The following is a 21,682-nucleotide window of genomic DNA, read 5'->3' as shown; positions in this document are numbered from 1 at the left end:
TTTTCCGGGGCGGGTGCGACACGCCGCAGCGTGACACGCCCGGGTTGCAGACACTCCAAACCTGTGGCAGACTCTCCTAGTTCAACAAAACCGGCTTTGCGCCGGGATCACTGCCAGGCAGTGCACAGATGCGAGACCGGATCGTCATGATCCAGCGTCATCATCTGGGCCGCGGGTAGCAGAACACGACTTAATCGAATCCCCTGGATGTGGTCACAAACATGTTCGGTGTGCGGGCAACACGCCCGGGCGCGGGGGTCGACAAAACTCAAGTATTCATTGACACAAAAACAGTGGTGCGACAGCACCGGGCCTCCCAAGGGCGCGGACTGAGCAAACCGAGCATCCAATAGCCGAGCGCGTGTCGCGAAGCCAAGATGCATTAAAGAGAGTGAGTCACACATGGCGGGACAAAAGATCCGCATCCGACTTAAGTCGTATGACCACGAGGTCATCGACAGCTCGGCGCGCAAGATCGTCGACACGGTCACCCGTGCCGGTGCTACTGTCGTCGGCCCGGTGCCCCTTCCTACCGAGAAGAACGTGATCGTCGTGATCCGTTCCCCTCATAAGTACAAGGACAGCCGCGAGCACTTCGAGAAGCGCACCCACAAGCGCCTCATCGACATCATCGACCCGACGCCGAAGGCCGTCGACTCGCTCATGCGACTCGACCTCCCCGCCGACGTCAACATCGAGATCAAGCTGTAGGACGAATCATGGCTACTACTAAGACAAGCAAGGGACTGCTGGGCAAGAAGCTCGGCATGACCCAGGTCTGGGATGCGAACAACAAGCTCATCCCCGTCACCGTCGTGGAGATCACTCCCAACGTCGTGACCCAGCTGCGCTCAGAGGAGGTCGACGGCTACCTCGCCGTGCAGATCGCCTACGGCCAGATCGACCCCCGCAAGGTGAACAAGCCGGCGTCTGGTCACTTCGACAAGGCGGGCGTCACGCCTCGTCGTCACCTCACCGAGGTTCGCACCGCGGATGCCGCCGAGTACACGCTCGGCCAGGAGATCGCGGTCGACATCTTCGAGGCCGGCCAGAAGGTCGACGTCGTCGGTACCTCCAAGGGCAAGGGCTTCGCCGGAGTCATGAAGCGCCACAACTTCAAGGGTGTCTCCTCGTCTCACGGTTCTCACCGCAACCACCGCAAGCCCGGCTCGATCGGTGCATCCTCCACGCCCTCCCGCGTGTTCAAGGGAATGCGCATGGCCGGCCGCATGGGTGGTGACCGCGTCACCGCGATGAACCTCATCGTGCACTCGGTCGACCTCGAGAAGAACCTGATCCTGGTCAAGGGTGCCGTTCCCGGCGCCAAGGGCCGCATCGTCTTCGTCCGCAACGCAGTGAAGGGAGCGTAAGGCCATGGCCGAGAACACGCTCGACGTCATCGACTCCAAGGGGAAGAAGGTCGGCTCTGTCGACCTCCCCGCCGAGACCTTCGACGTGCAGACCAACGTCCCGCTCATCCACCAGGTTGTCGTCGCTCAGCGCGCCGCAGCCCGCCAGGGCACGCACAACACGCTCCGTCGTGGTGAAGTGTCCGGTGCTGGTCGCAAGCCGTTCAAGCAGAAGGGAACCGGTCGTGCCCGCCAGGGATCGATCCGTGCTCCCCAGATGACCGGTGGTGGAATCGTCCACGGACCCCACCCCCGCGACTACGCGCAGCGCACCCCCAAGAAGATGATCGCGGCAGCACTGCGCGGCGCCCTCTCGGACCGCGCCCGCGGCGGACGCATCCACGTCGTCGACTCGCTCTCCGTCGGAGACGTGCCATCGACCAAGACCATCGTCGCGCTGTTGGCGAGCATCGCCACCTCGAGCCACGTGCTCATCGTCATCGAGCGCGACGACCTGATCAGCCAGAAGAGCGTTCGCAACATCCCCGGCGTGCACGTGCTCACCTGGGACCAGCTCAACGCCTACGACGTCGTCGTGAGCGACGACATCGTGTTCACCAAGAGCGCCTTCGACGGCTTCGTCGCCGGACCGGTCAAGACCGCACAGGTCGAGGCCACCGAGGACGACGCGCCGGTCAGCAAGAAGCGCGTCAGCCCTGAGCGTGCAGCGGCACGTAGAGAGAAGGCATCCGCATGAGCATCGCGACCCAGAAGGACCCCCGCGACGTCATCCTGTCGCCGGTCGTCTCCGAGAAGAGCTACAGCCTGATCGACCAGGGCAAGTACACCTTCATCGTCGACCCGCGGTCGAACAAGACCGAGATCAAGCTGGCGATCGAGAAGATCTTCAGCGTCGAGGTTGCGTCGATCAACACCCTGAACAAAAAGGGCAAGACCCGCCGTACCAAGTTCGGTCTCGGCAAGCGCAAGGACACCAAGCGCGCGATCGTGACCCTCAAGTCCGGTTCCATCGACATCTTCACGGCTGTCGGCTAGGGACTGAGGAGAGAAAACAATGGCTATTCGTAAGTACAAGCCCACGACTCCCGGTCGTCGCGGTTCCTCGGTTGCAGACTTTGCCGAGATCACGCGTTCGACCCCGGAGAAGTCGCTTCTTCGCCCGCTGCCCAAGACCGGTGGCCGTAACAACGCCGGTCGCATCACGACCCGTCACATCGGTGGTGGCCACAAGCGCCAGTACCGCGTGATCGACTTCAAGCGCAACGACAAGGACGGCGTCAACGCCCGCGTCGCCGAGATCGAGTACGACCCGAACCGCACGGCGCGCATTGCGCTGCTTCATTTCGTGGATGGCTCGAAGCGCTACATCATCGCTCCGAACAAGCTCAACCAGGGCGACATCATCGAGTCGGGCGCCGGCGCAGACATCAAGCCGGGTAACAACCTGCCGCTGCGCAACATCCCGGTCGGTACTGTCATCCACGCGATCGAGCTGAAGCCGGGCGGGGGAGCCAAGATGGCTCGCTCTGCCGGAGCATCGGTTCGTCTCGTCGCCAAGGACGGCCCGTACGCGCAGCTCCGCCTGCCGTCCGGTGAGATCCGCAACGTCGACGCGCGCTGCCGCGCCACGATCGGCGAGGTCGGCAACGCCGAGCAGTCGAACATCAACTGGGGGAAGGCCGGCCGTATGCGCTGGAAGGGCGTTCGCCCGACCGTGCGTGGAGTCGCCATGAACCCGGTCGACCACCCACATGGTGGTGGAGAGGGCAAGACCTCCGGTGGACGCCACCCGGTCAGCCCGTGGGGCCAGAAAGAGGGCCGCACCCGCCACATCAACAAAGAGAGCGACAAGCTCATCGTTCGCCGCCGCAATGTCGGCAAGAAGCGCAAGTAGGAGTTGTAAAGGATGCCACGCAGTCTTAAAAAGGGCCCCTTCGTCGACGACCACCTGTTTCGCAAGGTGGCCAAGGCGAACGAAGCCAGCAGCAAGAGCGTTATCAAGACCTGGTCGCGTCGCTCGATGATCATCCCGTCTTTCCTGGGACACACCATCGCAGTGCACGACGGCCGCAAGCACATCCCGGTGTTCATCACCGAGACGATGGTTGGGCACAAGCTCGGAGAGTTTGCTCCCACCCGCACCTTCCGTGGACACGAGAAGGACGACAAGAAGGGTCGTCGCCGCTAACGCGGGGACGGAAAGGTAAAGAGAAATGGTTGAATCCATCGCTCGCGTGAAGCACATTCGCGTCACCGCCACAAAGGCTCGTCGTGTCGTCAACATGATCCGCGGCAAGCAGGCACATGAGGCCCTGGCCATCCTGAAGTTCGCGCCTCAGGGTGCCAGCACCCCGGTCTACAAGCTCGTGGAGTCGGCTATCGCCAACGCCCGGGTCAAGGCCGATGCCAGCAACAGCTACCTGGATGAGCAGGACCTGTTCGTCTCGTCGGCCTATGTCGACGAGGGAACGACCCTCAAGCGCTTCCAGCCTCGTGCCCAGGGACGCGCGTTCCAGATCCTGAAGCGCACCAGCCACATCACGATCGTCCTGGCAACGCCGGACGAGAACGAGACCGCTGTTGTGGCTTCCAAGCGTCCATCGACTGCGAAGGCAGGGAAGAAGTAATGGGACAGAAAGTAAACCCCTACGGGTTCCGCCTGGGAATCACCACCGACCATGTGTCGCGTTGGTTCTCGGACAGCACCAAGGTCGGACAGCGCTACAGCGACTTCGTCGCCGAAGACATCAAGATCCGCAACCTGCTCAAGACCTCGCTCGACCGCGCCGGAGTGGCGCGCATCGAGATCGAGCGCACCCGTGACCGCGTTCGCGTCGACATCCACACCGCCCGTCCGGGCATCGTGATCGGTCGTCGTGGCGCCGAGGCGGAGCGCATTCGCACCGACCTCGAGAAGCTCTCGGGCAAGCAGATCCAGCTCAACATCCTCGAGGTCAAGAACCCCGAGGCCGAGGCCCAGCTCGTCGCACAGGGGATCGCGGAGCAGCTCAGCGCTCGTGTCGCGTTCCGCCGTGCCATGCGCAAGGGACTCCAGGGTGCCCAGCGCACTCCCACGGTCAAGGGTGTTCGAATCCAGGTCTCCGGTCGTCTCGGTGGTGCGGAAATGAGCCGCTCCGAGTTCTACCGCGAGGGTCGCGTTCCGCTGCACACGCTGCGCGCGAACATCGACTACGGCTTCTACGAGGCCAAGACCACCTTCGGCCGCATCGGCGTGAAGGTCTGGATCTACAAGGGCGACATCACCAACAAGGAGCTCGCTCGCGAGCAGGCCAACGCCAAGTCAACGCGCCCAGAGCGCCGCGACGACCGTCGTGATGGTGCCCGCGACAGCGGACCGCGTCGTGGAGCTGCCCCGGCAGCCGCGGCCGCTCCGAAGGCAGACGCTGCTCCGGCAGCCGTAGCAGTGGAGGCCTAGAGCCATGTTGATTCCCCGCAGGGTCAAGCACCGTAAGCAGCATCACCCCGGCCGTAGCGGCCAGGCGACCGGTGGCACGACTGTGACGTTCGGCGAGTACGGCATTCAGGCCATTACTCCCGCCTATGTGACCAACCGCCAGATCGAGGCAGCTCGAATCGCGATGACCCGTCACATCAAGCGTGGTGGAAAGGTGTGGATCAACATCTACCCCGACCGCCCGCTCACCAAGAAGCCGGCCGAAACCCGCATGGGTTCCGGTAAGGGTTCTCCAGAGTGGTGGATCGCCAACGTCAAGCCGGGTCGCGTGCTCTTCGAGCTCGCCGGCGTCAGTGACGTTGTCGCTCGCGAGGCGCTCACCCGCGCCATCCACAAACTGCCACTCAAGGCACGCATCATCAAGCGCGAGGAGGGCGACGCATAATGGCGATCGGTTCCAAAGAGCTCGCTCCAGACGAGCTCGACACCTTCGAAGACGAGCGACTCGTCGACGAACTCAAGAAGGCCAAGGAAGAGCTGTTCAACCTGCGCTTCCAGTCGGCCACCGGCCAGCTGGAAAGCCACGGTCGCCTTCGCGCTGTCAAGCGCGACATCGCTCGCATCTACACGGTCATCCGTGAGCGCGAGCTGGGCATCCGTGCGACTCCCGCTCCGGTCGAGGTAGCCCCGAAGGCTGCCGCCAAGAAGACCAAGAAGACTGCGGATGTTGCGGAAGCAACCCCCGAGTCGGCTGAGGAGAAGAAGTAATGGCTACCGAGACCAAGAGCACCGAGCCGCAGGAAACGGCTGCGGACCGCGGATACCGCAAGACCCGTCGTGGCTATGTCACGAGCGACAAGATGGACAAGACCATCGTCGTCGAGGTCGAGGACCGCGTAAAGCACCCCCTCTACGGCAAGGTGATCCGTCGCACCTCCAAGGTCAAGGCGCACGATGAGGCCAACGCGGCCGGTATCGGCGACCTCGTCATCATCAGCGAGACCCGTCCGCTCAGTGCCACCAAGCACTGGCGCCTGGTCGAGATCCTCGAGAAGGCCAAGTAGGCCTCGCGCTTACTTCGTATAAGGACACCTAAATGCTTCAGCAGGAATCCAGGCTCAAGGTCGCCGATAACACCGGTGCCAAGGAGCTGCTCACGATTCGCGTACTCGGTGGCTCCGGCCGTCGTTACGCCGGCCTCGGCGACGTCATCGTCGCCACGGTCAAGGATGCGATCCCTGGCGGCAACGTCAAGAAGGGTGACGTCGTCAAGGCAGTCATCGTGCGCACCAAGAAAGAGACCCGTCGTCCCGACGGCTCGTACATCAAGTTCGACGAGAACGCCGCCGTCATTCTCAAGGCAGACGGCGACCCTCGTGGCACTCGAATCTTCGGACCGGTCGGTCGCGAACTCCGCGACAAGAAGTTCATGAAGATCATCTCGCTCGCACCGGAGGTCTTGTAACCATGGCGAACATCAAAAAGGGCGATCTCGTCCAGCTCATCAGCGGCCGCAGCCAGGCTCGCGGTGGCGACCGTGGCAAGCAGGGTCGCGTCATCGAGGTGCTCGTGGAGAAGAACCGCGTCGTCGTCGAGGGGCTCAACTACATCACCAAGCACGTTCGCGTGGGCCAGAGCGACCGCGGCACCAAGACCGGTGGCATCGAGACGCGCGAAGCGCCGATCCACGTGTCGAACGTGCAGCTGGTCAATCCCGACACCAAGCAGCCGGCTCGCGTCGGCTTCACGGTGGAGACGGATGCCTCGGGCAAGACGACCCGCACGCGCTACTTCAAAGACTCACGACGCACTCCCGTGAAGGCGACCGCGAAGAAGGCCGACCCCAAGAAGGCTGACACCGCGAAGGCTGACACCGCGAAGGCTGACAAGGCCGATGAACTCGTGGTCACCGACGGAATCGTGAGCGACGAGGAGTCGACGACTCCCGTTGCCACCGAGGCTGTAGAGCCCAAGGCGAAGGCTGCTCCCAAGGCGAAGGCCGCTGCTCCGAAGGCTGCTGCTCCGAAGGCTGCTGCTCCCAAGGCTGCTGCTCCCAAGGCTGCTGCTCCCAAGGCGAAGGCCGCACCCAAGACCACCAAGGCAACTGAGAAGGACGCCGACTAATGACTGACACTGCAACTGCAGCTGGCAAAATCCAGCCGCGTCTCAAGCAGAAGTACAAGACCGAGATCTCTGCCCAGCTGGCGAAGGACTTCGGCTTCACGAACGTGCATCAGGTGCCCGGGCTCGTGAAGATCGTCGTCAACACCGGCGTCGGCGAGGCTGCCCGTGACGGCAAGATCATCGATGGGGCCGTCAAGGACCTCACCGCGATCACCGGCCAGAAGCCGCAGGTGACCGCCGCTCGCAAGTCGATCGCGCAGTTCAAGCTCCGCGAGGGCCAGCCGATCGGCGCCCACGTCACCCTCCGCGGTGACCGGGCCTGGGAGTTCCTCGACCGTCTGCTCTCGCTCGCGCTTCCCCGCATCCGCGACTTCCGTGGTCTCTCGGACAAGCAGTTCGATGGCAACGGCAACTACACCTTCGGCCTCACGGAGCAGTCCATGTTCCACGAGATCGACCAGGACCGCATCGATCGGGTCCGCGGCTTCGACATCACCGTCGTCACCACGGCCAAGACCGACGACGAGGGCCGCGCACTGCTCAAGGCCCTCGGGTTCCCGTTCCGCAACGCGGAGAACACTCCCGTCTAACCCATGCACCACCGATCATCAAGGTCGCCAGTTCCGTAAGAGCTGGCGAAACCGGGTGAGGAAGGCACCACCATCATGACAATGACAGATCCGGTCGCAGACCTGCTGACCAGACTGCGCAACGCGAACTCGGCCTACCACGACACCGTGTCAATGCCGAATAGCAAGCTCAAGTCCCACATCGCCGAGATCCTCAAGACCGAGGGTTACATCGGAGGATGGAAGATCGAGGATGCGCGCGTCGGCAAGACCCTGACCCTCGACCTCAAGTACGGCCCCAACCGTGAGCGCTCCATCGCTGGAATCAAGCGCGTCTCGAAGCCCGGCCTCCGCGTCTACGCGAAGTCCACGGAGATCCCTCGCGTTCTCGGTGGACTCGGTGTCGCGATCCTCTCGACCTCCTCTGGCCTCCTCACGGATCGCCAGGCGTCAAAGAAGGGCGTGGGTGGGGAAGTCCTCGCCTACGTGTGGTAACCACCGATGTCACGTATTGGACGCCTTCCCATTGAGATCCCCACAGGGGTCGATGTCACGGTGACCGGCTCGGCCGTCACCGTCAAGGGCCCGAAGGGTGAGCTCGCGCTCACCGTCGCGAGCCCGATCGAGGTCAAGATCGAGGATGGCCAGCTCCTGGTCACCCGCCCGGACGACGAGCGCGAATCGCGTTCGCTCCACGGCCTCACCCGCACCCTGATCGCCAACCAGATCATCGGCGTCACGACCGGCTACTCCAAGGGCCTCGAGATCGTCGGTACCGGTTATCGCGTGCAGGCGAAGGGTAGCTCGCTCGAGTTCGCTCTCGGCTTCTCGCACTCGATCACGGTCGATCCCCCGGCCGGCATCTCCTTTGCCGTCGAAGGCAACAACAAGCTGACGGTGCATGGCATCGACAAGCAGGCTGTCGGAGAAGTCGCCGCCAACATTCGTAAGCTGCGCAAGCCTGAGCCCTACAAGGGCAAGGGTGTTCGCTACGCAGGCGAGGTAGTCCGCCGCAAGGCCGGAAAGAGTGGTAAGTGATCATGGCTCTCGGAACTAGAGGCAAGAGCAAGTCGGCCGCAAAGGGCCGCAGGCACGCACGTCTTCGCAAGAAGATCGTCGGCACCGAACTTCGACCGCGTCTCGTGGTCACCCGTTCGGCCCGTCACGTCTTCGTGCAGGTCGTCGACGACAGCAAGGGTTTCACCCTCGCCTCGGCATCGACCCTCGAAGCAGACATGCGCACGTTCGACGGTGACAAGACCGCCAAGGCACGCAAGGTCGGCGAACTCGTTGCCGAGCGCGCGAAAGCCGCCGGCGTCGAAGCCGTCGTTTTCGATCGCGGTGGAAGCAAGTACGCGGGACGCGTCGCTGCCATCGCCGAAGGAGCTCGAGAGGGTGGACTGGACCTGTGAGCGACACAACTAACACCAGCAAGGAGACTCCTGTGGCAACCGAAGCCGAACCGACCGTCACGGTCGTCGAGACTGCGGCCGCAACCGAGCCCGCTGCAAACGAGCCTCGTGAGGCCCGCCGCGGTGGACGCGAGCGCAACCCCAACCAGCAGCGCGGGAGCCGTGACTCTGAGAAGAGCCAGTTCCTCGAGCGCGTCGTCACCATCAACCGCGTCTCCAAGGTCGTCAAGGGTGGTCGTCGCTTCAGCTTCACCGCTCTCGTCGTCGTCGGCGACGGCAACGGACTGGTCGGTGTCGGCTACGGCAAGGCCCGCGAGGTGCCGACAGCGATCTCCAAGGGCGTCGAGGAAGCGAAGAAGAACTTCTTCCGCGTTCCCCGCGTCGGAGTGACCATCCCGCACCCCGTACAGGGTGAGGCCGCAGCCGGCGTCGTGCTTCTGCGTCCGGCATCCGCCGGTACCGGTGTTATCGCCGGTGGACCGGTGCGTGCCGTACTCGAGTGCGCCGGTATCCACGATGTGCTGAGCAAGTCGCTCGGTTCGTCCAACACGATCAACATCGTGCACGCTACCGTTGCTGCCCTCAAGCAGCTCGAGGAGCCGAGTGCGGTTGCCGCACGTCGCGGTCTCTCGCTCGAGGATGTCGCGCCCGCGCGTCTCCTGCGTGCCCAGGCTGACGCAAAGGCAGGTGTCTGATGGCTGCTCGCCTGAAGGTGACCCAGATCAAGTCCAAAATTAGTGAGAAGCAGAACCAGCGCGACACGTTGCGGAGCCTCGGGCTCCACCGCATCGGCGATGTCGTGGTTCGCGAGGACAACTCGCAGAACCGCGGCTACGTTCGCACCGTCGCTCACCTGGTCAAGGTCGAGGAGATTGACTAATGGCTGAAGAAACGAAGGCCGACAAGGCCCCCGCCGCAGCCCCCAAAAAGGCCAGCACGGCGAAGGCTGCAGCCCCCAAGGCTGCTGCTGAGAAGGCGCCCGCTGCCAAGGCGACCACCACGAAGGCCGCTCCGGCGAAGAAGGCTGCAGAGCCTGTCTCCGAGGCGCGTCCGCAGGTGCTGAAGATGCACCACCTCCGCCCGGCTCCCGGCGCGAAGAAGGACCGTACTCGCGTCGGACGCGGTGAAGGATCCAAGGGTAAGACTGCAGGCCGTGGAACCAAGGGCACGAAGGCCCGCTACACGGTGCGCGTCGGACTCGAGGGTGGAAACCTGAACAGCATCATGCGTACCCCGAAGCTGCGCGGGTTCAAGAACCCGTTCCGCGTCGAATACCAGGTCGTGAACCTCGAGAAGCTGGCCGAGCTCTACCCGGCCGGTGGAGACGTCACCATCGGCGACCTCGTCGCCAAGGGTGCTGTGCGCAAGAACGAGAAGGTCAAGGTTCTCGGCGCTGGTGACATTGCAGTTAAGCTGAACGTTGCAGTTGACAAGGTCTCTGGCTCTGCCGAGCAGAAGATCGTTGCAGCGGGCGGTTCCGTAAACTAAGGCGACCGCTGGGCCACGGCCCGGTGATCTACCGTAGTTGCAGCCGTCCAGGTGGCCCGAAAGGGCCACCTGCTTCGCCCGACCGTTCTCACCAGGAGGCCTCGTTGTTCAGAGCCGTAGCGCGGATCTTCCGCACCCCCGATCTTCGTAAGAAGATCGGTTTCACGCTCGCACTGATTGCGCTCTTCCGCCTCGGGTCCTTCATCCCGTCGCCGTTCGTCAACTTCGGCAACGTGCAGACCTGTCTCGCCGCCAACTCCGGCACCTCTGGTCTGTACGAGCTGGTCAACCTGTTCAGCGGCGGGGCACTGCTCCAGTTGTCGATCTTCGCGCTCGGCATCATGCCCTACATCACGGCATCGATCATCGTGCAGCTGCTGCGCGTGGTGATCCCACACTTCGACACCCTCTACAAAGAGGGCCAGTCCGGCCAGGCTCGCCTGACCCAGTACACCCGCTACCTCACCATTGCGCTCGGTGTGCTGCAGTCCACGACCCTGATCACCGTCGCTCGCAGCGGCGCCCTGTTCCCGACCTCCACCGGAACGCCGGAGTGCTCGGCCCTCATCACCAACTCCGCCTGGTACGCGATCCTCCTCATGGTGATCACCATGACGGCGGGCACCGGCCTCATCATGTGGATGGGCGAGCTCATCACCGAGCGCGGCATCGGCAACGGAATGTCGATCCTCATCTTCACCTCGATCGCCGCCCGCTTCCCCGGATCCCTCTGGGCGATCAAGCAGTCCAAGGGCTTCGAGACCTTCCTGCTGGTCATCGCGATGGGCATCGTGATCATGGCGCTCGTGGTCTACGTCGAACAGTCCCAGCGACGCATCCCCGTGCAATATGCCAAGCGGATGGTCGGCCGGCGCACCTACGGCGGCAACAACACCTACATTCCGATCAAGGTCAACATGGCCGGGGTCGTGCCGGTGATCTTCGCCTCCTCGCTGCTCTACCTGCCGGCGCTGATCGCCCAGTTCAACCAGCCGGCTGCGGGCAAGGCCCCGGCCCCCTGGGTCACCTGGATCACCGACAACCTGCGCACGGGTGACAACCCGCTGTACATGGTCCTGTACTTCCTGCTCATCGTCGGCTTCACCTACTTCTATGTCGCGATCACCTTCAACCCGGAGGAAGTCGCCGACAACATGAAGAAGTACGGCGGATTCATCCCCGGCATCCGTGCCGGCCGCCCGACCGCCGAGTACCTCGACTACGTTCTCACCCGCGTGACTCTGCCGGGGTCCATCTACCTCGGCCTGATCGCTCTCGTGCCGCTGATCGCGCTCGGCCTGTTCGGGGCGAACCAGAACTTCCCCTTCGGTGGAGCGAGCATCCTGATCATCGTGGGTGTCGGACTGGAGACGGTCAAGCAGATCGACTCCCAGCTGCAGCAGCGCCACTACGAGGGCCTGCTCCGTTGACCCGGCTGCTGATCGTCGGTCCGCCCGGGGCCGGCAAGGGCACGCAGTCAGCTCGACTTCTTGAGACGTATTCGATTCCGGCGATCGCCACCGGAGACATCTTCCGCAAGAACATAAAGGAAGAGACCCCTCTCGGCATCGAGGTGAAGGCGATCGTGGATGCGGGCGACTACGTTCCCGATTCGCTCACCAACGCGCTGGTCAAGAGTCGTCTCGAAGAAGCTGACGCGCGGGACGGTTTCCTGCTCGACGGCTACCCCCGCACCCTCGAGCAGGTGTCCTACCTCGACGACCTGCTCGCAGCGATGGGACAGTCCCTCGACGCGGTGATCCAGCTCGTCGCCGACCAGGAGGAAGTCGTCGCCCGGCTGCGCAAGCGCGCGATCGATCAGGGTCGCGCCGATGACACGGAAGAGGCGATCCGTCACCGTCAGCAGGTGTACGGCCGCGAGACCACACCCCTGATCGCGGTCTACCGCGACCGCGACCTGCTCATCGAGGTCGACGGCCTCGGTGACATCGACGACGTGAGCTCCCGCATCTCCGAGGCACTCGCCGCTCGCGGAATCGTGCCCTCGGCGAAGTGAGCCTTCGCAAGAACATCTACAAGACTCCGGCGGAGCTGAGGCTCATGGTTTCGCCAGGTCGCGCCACGGCAGCATCCCTCGCCGCAGTGAAGTCGGCGATTCGGGCGGGCGTCACGACGCTCGAGCTCGACGCGATCGCCGAGGCGACGATCAGGGCGCTCGGCGCCGCGCCCAACTTCATGAAGGAGCCGGGATACCGGCACACGATCTGTACCTCCGTGAATGACGACATTGTGCACGGCATACCGGGCGCGCGCGTGCTCGAGCCGGGTGACATCGTGTCGATCGACAGCGGAGCCGAGCTCGCCGGCTGGAACGGGGACGCGGCCATCACCGTCGTCGTGCCGGACCCGTCGCGCCCTTCCCTCGTTGCGGAGCGGCAGAAGCTCTCGGATGTCACGGAGCAGTCTCTCTGGCGCGGCATCGCCTCCCTCGCCTCCGCCACCCATCTCAACCACATCGGTGGGGAGATGGAGGACTACATCGACTCCCAGGGGAGCTACGGCATCCTCGAGGACTACGTCGGCCACGGTATCGGGCGCTCCATGCACGAGGATCCACCCGTGTTCAACTACCGGGTGCGCGACCGGGGACCGCGGGTGAAACCCGGGCTCGTCGTGGCGATCGAACCGATGGTGACCGCCGGGGGGATCGATACCTTCACCCGGGAAGACGAGTGGACCGTTGCGACTGTGGATGGCACGATGGCTGCGCACTGGGAGCACTCAGTGGCTGTTCACGCCGGTGGCATCTGGGTGCTCACCGCCGAGGACGGCGGCGCAGCCGGTCTCGCTGCGCTCGGCGTCGTCCCCGTACCCATCCCCTGAATAGGCTCCCGCACCGCCGTTCGCCGGGGGCGGAGGCGGAGTATGGCACAAGTTGGCAAAACGCCCGGGATTGGCATAAGATCGATCTTTGGTGTCTGCTGCCTGTTTAATCACGCCCAGACTGCCACAATCCATCCGCACGACCAGTAAACAATACTTTTAGCGACGAAGAGGCTATGGCCAAAAAAGACGGTGTCATCGAAATCGAGGGTGCAGTAGTCGAAGCTCTGCCCAACGCAATGTTCCGCGTTGAGCTGACCAACGGCCACAAAGTCCTCGCCCATATTTCGGGGAAGATGCGCCAGCACTACATCCGTATCCTCCCTGAGGACCGCGTGATCGTAGAGCTGAGCCCGTACGACCTGACCCGCGGCCGGATCGTCTACCGCTACAAGTAGTGCCACCCGGCACGTGATTGCTGGAAAGTAACGGCTGGTTCGGCATGATGTCGAACCAGTACGAAGACAGCGAAAGAAGAAAACAATGAAGGTCGCCCCGAGCGTCAAGCCCATGTGCGAGCACTGCCGCGTGATCCGTCGCAACGGCAACGTCATGGTCATCTGCAAGAACAACCCGCGCCACAAGCAGCGCCAGGGCTAGGTCTCGAGAGGACCGCTGAGCGGCCCATTCGAGCACCGGACACAACTGAAAACGCACCACACATAGCAACACCAGATCCCACGCAGGTGGGGGACACCAGAGGTCGGAGGCCGCTGCACAGGTGCTGCTACAGACCTCCACTCACAACCAGGAGAAGCCACAATGGCTCGTCTAGCAGGAGTCGACATCCCGCGCGATAAGCGCGTCGAGGTCGCATTGACCTACATCTACGGTGTTGGCCGCACGAGGGCACTCAAGACCCTCGCGGACACCGAAATCAGCGGGGAGATCCGCGTCAAGGATCTGACCGATGACCAGCTCATCGCGCTCCGCGACTACGTAGAAGGAAACTTCAAGGTGGAGGGTGACCTCCGCCGCGAGGTCGCCGCGGACATCCGTCGCAAGGTCGAGATCGGCAGCTACCAGGGCATTCGTCACCGCCGTGGTCTCCCGGTTCACGGACAGCGCACCAAAACCAACGCTCGTACCCGCAAGGGCCCGAAGCGCACCGTCGCAGGCAAGAAGAAGGCCCGATAGCGAGCACTGCTCGTATCGCCATAAAAGTTTTAGGAGAAAACAATGGCAGCACCAAAATCGGCCGCTCGTAAGCCGCGTCGTAAAGAGAAGAAGAACGTCGCTGTCGGTCAGGCTCACATCAAGTCGACCTTCAACAACACCATCGTGACGATCACCGATCCCACCGGTGCCGTACTGAGCTGGGCATCGTCCGGCACCGTCGGCTTCAAGGGTTCGCGTAAGTCCACGCCGTTCGCCGCCCAGCTCTCCGCCGAGTCCGCTGCGCGCCAGGCGCAGGAGCACGGCGTCAAGAAAGTCGACGTCTTCGTCAAGGGACCGGGATCCGGCCGCGAGACCGCGATCCGCTCACTTCAGGCTGCAGGCCTCGAGGTCGGCTCGATCAACGACGTCACCCCGCAGGCACACAACGGCTGCCGCCCGCCCAAGCGCAGGCGCGTGTAGGCGCGAAGCGCCAACACTCGCCTGCTGGTCGAGTAGGGAGCGCTTGTCGAGCGTGTCGAGACACCGCCACCACCGCGTGCGGGGTCTCGATACGGCCGCAGGCGGCCTACCCGGCCAGCACGGGGGTCTCGATACGGCCGCACGCGGCCCACTCGACCAGCACAGGTTCCACCACGAACACAACTCAATAGAACGACGGGCCCGCCACCCGCCGCACGCACAAGTGTCAAATAGCGGACACTTCGCCGAAAGGAATCACCAGTGCTTATTGCACAGCGTCCAACTCTTACCGAAGAGAACATCTCCGAGTTCCGTTCACGGTTCATCATCGAGCCGCTCGAACCCGGCTTCGGTTACACCCTCGGCAACTCTCTTCGCCGCACCCTCCTCTCCTCGATTCCCGGAGCTGCCGTCACGAGCATCCGCATCGACGGAGTCCTGCACGAGTTCTCGACGATCGCGGGCGTGAAGGAAGACGTCACCGAGATCATCCTGAACATCAAGGGCCTCGTCGTCTCGAGCGAGCACGACGAGCCGATTACCGCCTACCTGCGCAAGCAGGGCGCGGGCCAGGTCACGGCCGCAGACATCTCGGCTCCGGCCGGGGTCGAGATCCACAACCCGGAGCTCGTGATCGCGACGCTCAACGACAAGGCGAAGTTCGAACTCGAGCTGACCATCGAGCGTGGCCGCGGCTACGTCTCCGCGACGCAGAACCGCAGCGAGTTCAGCGAAGCCGGCCAGATTCCGATCGACTCGATCTACTCCCCGGTTCTCAAGGTCACCTACCGCGTCGAGGCCACCCGCGCCGGTGAGCGCACCGACTTCGACCGCCTTGTGGTGGATGTCGAGACCAAGAACGCGATCACCCCTCGCGATGCCATCGCTTCCGCCGGTCGCACGCTGACCGAGCTGTTCGGCCTGGCGCGCGAGCTCAACTCGGCCGCCGAGGGCATCGAGATCGGCCCGGCTCCGGTCGACGCCGTTCTCTCGAGCGAACTCAGCATGCCGATCGAGGACCTCGACCTGTCTGTGCGCAGCTACAACTGCCTCAAGCGCGAGGGCATCAACACCGTCAGCGAACTCGTCGCCCTCTCGGAGACGCAGCTCATGAACATCCGCAACTTCGGACAGAAGTCGGTGGACGAGGTCAAGGACAAGCTCGTAGAGCTCGGCCTGAGCCTCAAGGACACCGTTCCCGGCTTCGACGGCGCGCACTTCTACAGCGGCTACGACGACGTCGAAGAAGCCAACTAGGCCCTCGGCACCTACCTTTCAGACCTGGAGAAATAACTAATGGCTGCACCAACTAAGGGACCCCGCCTCGGCGGTGGACCGGCGCACGAGCGCCTCATGCTTGCGAACCTCGCGGCTGCCCTGTTCACCCACAAGAGCATCAAGACGACCGAGACGAAGGCCAAGCGCATGCGTCCCCTCGTCGAGAGGCTCATCACGTTCGCCAAGCGCGGAGACCTCCACGCGCGTCGTCGTGTGCTCGCGACGATCGGCGACAAGACCGTCGTGCACGAGCTCTTCACCGAGATCGCGCCGCTCGTCGAGTTGCGTGAAGGCGGCTACACCCGCATCACCAAGCTCGGCTTCCGCAAGGGCGACAACGCCTCGATGGTTCAGATCGAGCTCGTCCTCGAGCCCGTGACCCCGAAGCCGAAGTCGGCCAAGAAGTCCGCCAAGGCCGAGGCGCCCGTCGCCGAGGCGCCGGCAGAGGAAGAGGCCCCCGCGGCCGAGGTCGTCGAGTCGGAGGCCGAGGTCGAAGCCGTCGACGCCGAGACCGCCGAGGTCACCGCTGAGGAGCCCGCTGCTTCGGAAGAAGACGCGAAGTAGTTTTTCACCGAATGATGGCCCCGCCGATGGCGGGGCCATCATTCGTTAATCGGCCATAGCACCGCAGGCCCGAGTACCGTGGCACCATGGCCAGCGATGCAGCAACCCTCGAAGTCCCCGGACCCCACGGCACGCGGCAGATGCGGGTATCGAGCCCGTCACGAGTGCTCTGGCCGGACCTCGGGATCACCAAGCTCGACCTCGCGCGCTACGTGGTGGAGGTCGGCGATGCCTTTGTTCGGGCGAACGGCGATCGACCCGTCTCCCTCCAGCGGTTTGCGGAGGGGATCGACGGGGAGCAGTTCTTCTCGAAGAACCCGCCGAAAGGGGTGCCGGATTTCGTGCGCGCTGTTCCGGTGGTCTACCCGAGCGGGCGATCGCATCCGCAACTCGTCATCGATGAGCCCGCGGCGGCCGTCTGGGCGGTGCAGATGAACACGATCGTCTTCCACCCCTGGCCCTCCCGTGCGGAGAACACCGACAATCCCGACCAGTTGCGCATCGACCTCGACCCGCAGCCCGGCACAGACTTCGACGACGCGATTCCCGCGGCGATCGAGCTGCGCGCCCTGCTCGCCGAGGTCGGCCTCGAGGCATTCATCAATACCTCCGGCAACCGCGGGCTCCATGTCTTCGCACCGATCGAAGCGAGCCGCGAGTTTCTCGACGTGCGGCACGCGGTGATCGCAGCGGCCAGGGAATTGGAACGACGGATGCCGAAACAGGTGACGACGGCCTGGTGGAAGGAGGAGCGGGGAGAGCGGATCTTCGTCGACTTCAACCAGGCCAACCGGGATCGCACCATGGCCGGGGCCTACAGTCCGAGGGCGCTTGCGCACGCACCGGTGTCCTGCCCGATCGAGTGGAGCGAGCTGGAGTCTGTGGACCCTCGAGCGCTCACCGTGCTCACGGTTCCCGCGCGGCTGGTGAGCTCGGGCGATCCCTGGCAGCGCATGGGGGAGAAGCCCGGAACCATAGACGCGCTCTATGGATGGTGGGAGCGTGATCTCGCGAACGGTCTCGGCGAGTTGCCGTTCCCTCCCGACTTCCCCAAGATGCCCGGGGAGCCCCCACGCGTGCAGCCCAGTCGGGCGAAGCATCCGGAGTCCTGACCCCGAACCGTTTCTAGAGCGGCACGCCGGCGAGCCCGAAGTCGTTGGGGCTGCGTGAGGGCGGCAGTTCGGCCAGCCGCTGCAGTGCATCCGTCACCGCGCGAACATAGATGACACCGCCGGCGGCTCCGGGATGGATCTGGTCCCTGGCGAGCAGGTCGAGCCGGGAGGAGATGGCGTCACGCCAGTTGGCCAGTTCGACCGAGCGATACTGCTGGGCGAATCGCGTGAGGGTGACGTTGACCTCATCGGTCCAGCCACGGGGAGCCTGCACGTTCACCACCACGATCTCGTGACGGGGGCCCACGATGGACCGGATCTGGTCGAGGGACTGCCGGTCGATCGGGCCGTTGGTACCGAGGCCGATCAGAAGCACCGGCCGCAGCGTACCGGAGTCGCGCATTCCCTGCACGATCGCGGGTGCTGAAGAGAGCTGCCGTGACACGACGGCGTCGATCTGGATGCCGGGAAAGCCGGCCTGGAGTTCGGGCGCGGAAGCGAGCATGACCGAGTCGCCGATCGCATCGATCTGGTCCCCGCCCGGCAAGGCGGGAGGGGTCGCGGCGGTGGGGGAGGGCCGTGGGCGCGCCGGCGCCACCGACTTGCTCCCCTTCTCGATCACGGCCTGCGCGTCGGTGGTCCCGGGGTCGGCCGCGATGGCGACACCGGTGGTGCCGACGAGCGCCGCAATCAGCGCCGCAGACGAGACGATCCCGATAATCCTGGGCGCCGTCCGCGGCCCGGATCCGAGCCATCCGGCGACAACAGCGCGGAACCCCGTGCGGTGGATCGGCTGCTCGATGAAGCGGTAGGAGGCAGCGGCGGCCCCGACGGTCAGTACGAGTGCGATCACGCCGAGCATCCATCCGCTCCCGCTGCTCGACAGCGAGGGGAGTGCAGCCGTCACCAACACCCACACCGGCCAGTGCCAGAGATAGAGGCCGTACGAGCGCGCGCCGATCCAGCGCAGCGGAGGCCAGTCGAGAGCCGCGCCGACGCGGGAGACGACGGCACCGGCGATCGCCAGCGCGGTGAGCAGGGCGACCAACAGCAGCCCGCCTCGGTAGGTGAACGCGGCACCGGCCGGAAGCGCCAGGGCGATGGCGAGGATGCCGAGAATCGAGACCACGGCCACCGGGGGGAGCGCCCGGCGGGCGGTCGGCCCGGTGCTCGACGGCCAGTCCCGGTGAAGGATCGCGAGCGTCGCCCCGATCGCCAGGCCGAAGCTGTGCGTGTCGCTGCCGTAGTAGACGCGGCTGAGATCACCGGTCGAGGCGAGGAGGATCATGGCTGTGGCCGAGGCCGCGCCGATCGCCACGACGACGAGCAACCGTGCACGCCGGGACCGCAGTGCGAGCACCAGCAGGATCACCACCGGCCAGACGAGGTAGAACTGCTCTTCGACCGCCAGCGACCAGAGGTTGCGGAACAACTCGGGCGAAGTCTCATCGAAATAAATCTGGGCTGCCGCAATGGACAGCCAATTGCTGCTGAAGGTCGCGGCCCCGAGTACCTGGCGCCCCAGGTGAACGAGCGGATTGCCGCCGATCACGAGGGCGAGGGTCGCAGACACCACCACGACGAGGCCGAGGGCCGGCAAGAGGCGCCGGGCGCGGCGCACCCAGAACCCGGCGAGGCGGATGCGAGCCTGCGAATCCTTCTCGCGCATCAGGAGCCCGGTGATGAGGAATCCGCTGATCACGAAGAAGACATCGACGCCGATGAATCCGCCCGGAAGGATGCCGGATCCCAGATGGTAGAGGATCACCGCGGCGACGGCGATGGCGCGAAGGCCGTCCAGCCCGGGTAGCCGCGTCGATCGGGGATCGACGGAGCGCGGCATCCCCGCTGGCGCGGGAGCCGTCGATTCGAGAAGTGTGGGGGAAGTGGTCATAGGGAGACCACTCGAGTTTCGTCGGGACCGGGCGGGAGGTCAACTCCGCTCGGAGCGGCGCCCGGTGGGCAGATCGATGAACACACTTCGATCTAGACTCTGGGGTGTGGACGTCGAGAATCTCCCTGGCGTGAACATCATGCACGGCCCTCCGCAGGTGTCCGGTCCCCTGCCGGGAAAGACCCGCATCCGACTCGACCTGTCCTATGACGGCGGCAATTTCCTCGGCTGGTCTGCGCAGCCAGGATTGCGTACCGTCCAGGGCGAGCTCGAGTCGGCGCTGGCCATCATCTTCGGCAAGCACGGGCCGGTCGAGCCGCTCACCGTCGCCGGACGAACGGATGCGGGGGTGCATGCGACCGGACAGGTTGCGCATCTCGACGTGACGAAGGAGCAACTCGGTGTCCTGTCCCGCCCGAGGGGCAAGACACCTCCGTTGGCGCCCGGGGCTCGTTTCGACGGACCGCGCGCCCTCGGCAGGCGGCTCAATGGCATCGCGGGGCTGAACGCCGATATCTACGTGTCGCGCGGATCCTTCGCTCCCGAGGGATTCGACGCCCGGTTCTCGGCGACCTGGCGGCGGTACCAGTATCGGGTAGCGGATGCCTCGGCCCCGCGCAATCCGCTGCTTCGGGGTCACACGCTCTGGTATCCCGCCGTTCTCGACCTCGATCGAATGAACCAGGCGGCGGAGGATCTCCTCGGGCTGCACGACTGGGCCGCCTTCTGCAAACCGCGAGAGGGGGCGACCACGGTGCGGAGTCTCGAGCGCTTCTTCTGGACCAGGGCCGACGACGGGGTGCTCACGGCAGAGGTGCGGGCCGACGCGTTCTGCCACAGCATGGTGCGATCCCTCGTCGGTGCGACGATCGCGGTGGGGGAGTCCAAGCTCGAGTCCGACCGACTCGTCGAGTTGCGAGACGAGCTCGATCGGCCGAGTGACTTCAAGGTTCTGCCTGCCAAGGGATTGACTCTCGTGGAGGTGGGCTATCCGCCGGAGACGGAGATGGTGGCCCGCGCGCACATCACGCGCAACCGTCGGCCGGTTTGACCCCAGACGGGCGCAGAGACTAGTCTTGACCCTTGGTGCCTGCGCTGTGTGGCGTGGTATCACGAACTTGAGCCCTCCACCGGCAGCGTTCCGCGACATCGTCAGCGGAACACCCATCGGAGTGGGATTCACGAACACCTCATTTCGACACAAGAAAGCAGTACTACTGTGACGCGCACTTTCTCCCCCAAGCCCGAAGACGTTCAGCGTGAGTGGGTCATCATCGACGCCACTGACATCGTCCTCGGTCGTCTGGCCACCCACGCGGCAGTCCTGCTGCGCGGCAAGCACAAGGCGACCTTCGCTCCCCACATGGACATGGGCGACTTCGTCATCATCATCAACGCCGAGAAGGTCGCCCTCACCGGCGCGAAGCTCGCGCAGAAGCGGGCCTACCGCCACTCGGGTTACCCGGGCGGCCTCAGCTCGATGACCTACATCGAGATGCTCGAGAAGCACCCGACGCGCGCCGTCGAGAAGGCTGTGCGAGGGATGCTGCCGAAGAACTCGATCGGTCGCGCCCAGCTCACCAAGCTCAAGGTCTATGCAGGCGCCGAGCACCCCCACGCTGCCCAGCAGCCCAAGACCTACACCCTCGGCCAGGTCGCGCAGTAGCGCGCACCGACAGAATAAGGATTTCCAACATCATGGCGAAGATCGAAGATTCACTCGACGAAGCAGTTCTCGAGAGCTATTCCACCGAGAGCAGCGCAGCGGTCGAGACGAAGACCCCTCGCGCGGTTCTGAACGTTCCCGGCGCAGCCGTCGGACGTCGCAAGCAGGCCATCGCCCGCGTGCGCATTGCTCCCGGATCCGGTGTCATCACCGTGAACGGTCGCACCCTCGAGGACTACTCCCCCAACAAGCTGCACCAGCAGCTCATCAACGACCCGTTCAAGATCCTCGATCTGCTCGGCAGCTACGACGTGATCGCCCGCATCACCGGTGGTGGCCCCTCGGGCCAGGCCGGCGCTCTGCGTCTC

At 64.4% G+C, this 21,682-nt stretch carries 33 protein-coding genes and 1 pseudogene; 33 read left to right on the top strand and 1 reads right to left on the bottom strand.

Annotated features, from left to right (window positions below):
• The first annotated feature begins 402 nt into the window (after positions 1 to 402).
• From rpsJ to ligD, 30 genes and pseudogenes are all read left to right on the top strand, one after another.
• The gene (gene rpsJ / locus VLI63_RS05750) at positions 403 to 711 is read left to right on the top strand and encodes a 30S ribosomal protein S10 (protein WP_147783478.1); all 309 of its coding nucleotides are present in this window, start codon (positions 403 to 405) and stop codon (positions 709 to 711) included.
• Between the two features lie 8 nt (positions 712 to 719).
• Positions 720 to 1,370, top strand: coding sequence for a 50S ribosomal protein L3 (gene rplC, locus VLI63_RS05745; protein WP_185201716.1), 651 nt, complete (start codon positions 720 to 722; stop codon positions 1,368 to 1,370).
• A 4-nt stretch (positions 1,371 to 1,374) separates the two neighbouring features.
• Entirely contained in the window at positions 1,375 to 2,106 is a 732-nt protein-coding gene (gene rplD, locus VLI63_RS05740; RefSeq protein ID WP_409155918.1) for a 50S ribosomal protein L4, read from the top strand.
• Complete coding sequence (gene rplW, locus VLI63_RS05735) at positions 2,103 to 2,405, top strand: 50S ribosomal protein L23 (protein ID WP_185201714.1); 303 nt, start codon at positions 2,103 to 2,105, stop codon at positions 2,403 to 2,405. Before rplD ends, rplW begins: the two co-directional genes overlap by 4 nt.
• A 19-nt stretch (positions 2,406 to 2,424) precedes the next feature.
• Positions 2,425 to 3,264 carry a 50S ribosomal protein L2 gene (rplB, locus tag VLI63_RS05730; RefSeq protein ID WP_185201713.1) on the top strand — a complete coding sequence of 280 codons (840 nt, stop codon included), beginning with the start codon at positions 2,425 to 2,427 and terminating at the stop codon, positions 3,262 to 3,264.
• Between the two features lie 12 nt (positions 3,265 to 3,276).
• The gene (rpsS, locus tag VLI63_RS05725; protein ID WP_185201712.1) at positions 3,277 to 3,558 is read left to right on the top strand and encodes a 30S ribosomal protein S19; all 282 of its coding nucleotides are present in this window, start codon (positions 3,277 to 3,279) and stop codon (positions 3,556 to 3,558) included.
• 25 nt (positions 3,559 to 3,583) lie between these two features.
• Positions 3,584 to 3,997 (top strand): 50S ribosomal protein L22, encoded by a 414-nt coding sequence (rplV, locus tag VLI63_RS05720; protein ID WP_185201711.1) that lies wholly within the window; start codon positions 3,584 to 3,586, stop codon positions 3,995 to 3,997.
• Positions 3,997 to 4,806: a 30S ribosomal protein S3 gene (rpsC, locus tag VLI63_RS05715; protein WP_185201710.1), complete on the top strand. Its 810-nt coding sequence runs from the start codon at positions 3,997 to 3,999 to the stop codon at positions 4,804 to 4,806. The genes rplV and rpsC overlap by 1 nt, the downstream gene beginning before the upstream one ends.
• A 4-nt stretch (positions 4,807 to 4,810) precedes the next feature.
• On the top strand, positions 4,811 to 5,230 hold the full coding sequence (rplP, locus tag VLI63_RS05710) for a 50S ribosomal protein L16 (protein ID WP_147783470.1): 420 nt from the start codon (positions 4,811 to 4,813) through the stop codon (positions 5,228 to 5,230).
• Positions 5,230 to 5,553, top strand: coding sequence for a 50S ribosomal protein L29 (gene rpmC / locus VLI63_RS05705; RefSeq protein WP_354574445.1), 324 nt, complete (start codon positions 5,230 to 5,232; stop codon positions 5,551 to 5,553). The genes rplP and rpmC overlap by 1 nt, the downstream gene beginning before the upstream one ends.
• Positions 5,553 to 5,849, top strand: coding sequence for a 30S ribosomal protein S17 (gene rpsQ / locus VLI63_RS05700; protein WP_185201708.1), 297 nt, complete (start codon positions 5,553 to 5,555; stop codon positions 5,847 to 5,849). The genes rpmC and rpsQ overlap by 1 nt, the downstream gene beginning before the upstream one ends.
• Positions 5,850 to 5,881: 32 nt before the next feature.
• Positions 5,882 to 6,250 carry a 50S ribosomal protein L14 gene (rplN, locus tag VLI63_RS05695; protein ID WP_196830804.1) on the top strand — a complete coding sequence of 123 codons (369 nt, stop codon included), beginning with the start codon at positions 5,882 to 5,884 and terminating at the stop codon, positions 6,248 to 6,250.
• A 2-nt stretch (positions 6,251 to 6,252) separates the two neighbouring features.
• Positions 6,253 to 6,588, top strand: a pseudogene (gene rplX, locus VLI63_RS05690) (50S ribosomal protein L24); the annotation flags it as partial.
• Between the two features lie 320 nt (positions 6,589 to 6,908).
• Positions 6,909 to 7,499, top strand: a complete 591-nt coding sequence (gene rplE / locus VLI63_RS05685) for a 50S ribosomal protein L5 (RefSeq protein ID WP_185201706.1) — start codon at positions 6,909 to 6,911, stop codon at positions 7,497 to 7,499.
• 75 nt (positions 7,500 to 7,574) lie between these two features.
• Positions 7,575 to 7,973 carry a 30S ribosomal protein S8 gene (rpsH, locus tag VLI63_RS05680; protein WP_354574444.1) on the top strand — a complete coding sequence of 133 codons (399 nt, stop codon included), beginning with the start codon at positions 7,575 to 7,577 and terminating at the stop codon, positions 7,971 to 7,973.
• 6 nt (positions 7,974 to 7,979) lie between these two features.
• A complete protein-coding gene (rplF, locus tag VLI63_RS05675) occupies positions 7,980 to 8,516 on the top strand; it encodes a 50S ribosomal protein L6 (protein WP_185201704.1) in 537 nt (178 codons plus the stop codon).
• Positions 8,517 to 8,518: 2 nt separating this feature from the next.
• Positions 8,519 to 8,890 (top strand): 50S ribosomal protein L18, encoded by a 372-nt coding sequence (gene rplR / locus VLI63_RS05670; protein ID WP_185204174.1) that lies wholly within the window; start codon positions 8,519 to 8,521, stop codon positions 8,888 to 8,890.
• A 32-nt stretch (positions 8,891 to 8,922) separates the two neighbouring features.
• On the top strand, positions 8,923 to 9,585 hold the full coding sequence (gene rpsE, locus VLI63_RS05665) for a 30S ribosomal protein S5 (RefSeq protein WP_185204175.1): 663 nt from the start codon (positions 8,923 to 8,925) through the stop codon (positions 9,583 to 9,585).
• Positions 9,585 to 9,770, top strand: a complete 186-nt coding sequence (gene rpmD / locus VLI63_RS05660) for a 50S ribosomal protein L30 (protein ID WP_097060176.1) — start codon at positions 9,585 to 9,587, stop codon at positions 9,768 to 9,770. The genes rpsE and rpmD overlap by 1 nt, the downstream gene beginning before the upstream one ends.
• A complete protein-coding gene (rplO, locus tag VLI63_RS05655) occupies positions 9,770 to 10,378 on the top strand; it encodes a 50S ribosomal protein L15 (RefSeq protein WP_409155917.1) in 609 nt (202 codons plus the stop codon). Before rpmD ends, rplO begins: the two co-directional genes overlap by 1 nt.
• Before the next feature lie 104 nt (positions 10,379 to 10,482).
• A complete protein-coding gene (gene secY / locus VLI63_RS05650; RefSeq protein WP_409155916.1) occupies positions 10,483 to 11,808 on the top strand; it encodes a preprotein translocase subunit SecY in 1,326 nt (441 codons plus the stop codon).
• On the top strand, positions 11,805 to 12,395 hold the full coding sequence (locus VLI63_RS05645; RefSeq protein ID WP_409155915.1) for an adenylate kinase: 591 nt from the start codon (positions 11,805 to 11,807) through the stop codon (positions 12,393 to 12,395). Before secY ends, VLI63_RS05645 begins: the two co-directional genes overlap by 4 nt.
• A complete protein-coding gene (gene map, locus VLI63_RS05640) occupies positions 12,392 to 13,222 on the top strand; it encodes a type I methionyl aminopeptidase (protein ID WP_409155914.1) in 831 nt (276 codons plus the stop codon). The genes VLI63_RS05645 and map overlap by 4 nt, the downstream gene beginning before the upstream one ends.
• Positions 13,223 to 13,398: 176 nt before the next feature.
• The gene (gene infA, locus VLI63_RS05635; protein ID WP_022883252.1) at positions 13,399 to 13,620 is read left to right on the top strand and encodes a translation initiation factor IF-1; all 222 of its coding nucleotides are present in this window, start codon (positions 13,399 to 13,401) and stop codon (positions 13,618 to 13,620) included.
• An 85-nt stretch (positions 13,621 to 13,705) separates the two neighbouring features.
• A complete protein-coding gene (gene rpmJ / locus VLI63_RS05630; protein WP_185201699.1) occupies positions 13,706 to 13,822 on the top strand; it encodes a 50S ribosomal protein L36 in 117 nt (38 codons plus the stop codon).
• A 162-nt stretch (positions 13,823 to 13,984) separates the two neighbouring features.
• Positions 13,985 to 14,359 carry a 30S ribosomal protein S13 gene (gene rpsM / locus VLI63_RS05625; protein WP_185201698.1) on the top strand — a complete coding sequence of 125 codons (375 nt, stop codon included), beginning with the start codon at positions 13,985 to 13,987 and terminating at the stop codon, positions 14,357 to 14,359.
• A 42-nt stretch (positions 14,360 to 14,401) separates the two neighbouring features.
• Complete coding sequence (rpsK, locus tag VLI63_RS05620; protein ID WP_161885428.1) at positions 14,402 to 14,800, top strand: 30S ribosomal protein S11; 399 nt, start codon at positions 14,402 to 14,404, stop codon at positions 14,798 to 14,800.
• A 261-nt stretch (positions 14,801 to 15,061) separates the two neighbouring features.
• Entirely contained in the window at positions 15,062 to 16,057 is a 996-nt protein-coding gene (locus tag VLI63_RS05615) for a DNA-directed RNA polymerase subunit alpha (protein ID WP_354574440.1), read from the top strand.
• Positions 16,058 to 16,096: 39 nt separating this feature from the next.
• Complete coding sequence (rplQ, locus tag VLI63_RS05610; protein ID WP_409155913.1) at positions 16,097 to 16,642, top strand: 50S ribosomal protein L17; 546 nt, start codon at positions 16,097 to 16,099, stop codon at positions 16,640 to 16,642.
• Positions 16,643 to 16,728: 86 nt separating this feature from the next.
• A complete protein-coding gene (gene ligD, locus VLI63_RS05605; RefSeq protein ID WP_409155912.1) occupies positions 16,729 to 17,754 on the top strand; it encodes a non-homologous end-joining DNA ligase in 1,026 nt (341 codons plus the stop codon).
• Between the two features lie 13 nt (positions 17,755 to 17,767).
• Here ligD and VLI63_RS05600 read toward each other — a convergent pair whose 3' ends face one another.
• A complete protein-coding gene (locus VLI63_RS05600) occupies positions 17,768 to 19,648 on the bottom strand; it encodes an acyltransferase family protein (protein WP_409155911.1) in 1,881 nt (626 codons plus the stop codon).
• 139 nt (positions 19,649 to 19,787) lie between these two features.
• On the opposite strand from VLI63_RS05600, the gene VLI63_RS05595 reads away from it, so the two are divergent.
• The 3 genes from VLI63_RS05595 to rpsI all read left to right on the top strand — a co-directional run.
• Positions 19,788 to 20,699 (top strand): tRNA pseudouridine synthase A, encoded by a 912-nt coding sequence (locus VLI63_RS05595; RefSeq protein ID WP_409156585.1) that lies wholly within the window; start codon positions 19,788 to 19,790, stop codon positions 20,697 to 20,699.
• A gap of 168 nt (positions 20,700 to 20,867) precedes the next feature.
• Positions 20,868 to 21,314 carry a 50S ribosomal protein L13 gene (rplM, locus tag VLI63_RS05590; RefSeq protein WP_185201693.1) on the top strand — a complete coding sequence of 149 codons (447 nt, stop codon included), beginning with the start codon at positions 20,868 to 20,870 and terminating at the stop codon, positions 21,312 to 21,314.
• Positions 21,315 to 21,346: 32 nt separating this feature from the next.
• Positions 21,347 to 21,682 (top strand): 30S ribosomal protein S9 (gene rpsI / locus VLI63_RS05585; RefSeq protein ID WP_409155910.1); only part of this gene is annotated, 336 nt, incomplete at its 3' end.

The sequence above is a fragment of the Lacisediminihabitans sp. H27-G8 genome (assembly GCF_046156175.1).
Classification (GTDB): Bacteria; Actinomycetota; Actinomycetes; order Actinomycetales; family Microbacteriaceae; genus Lacisediminihabitans.
The sequence above is the reverse complement of the archived record's forward strand: the minus strand, read 5'-3'. Positions and strand labels throughout refer to the sequence as shown.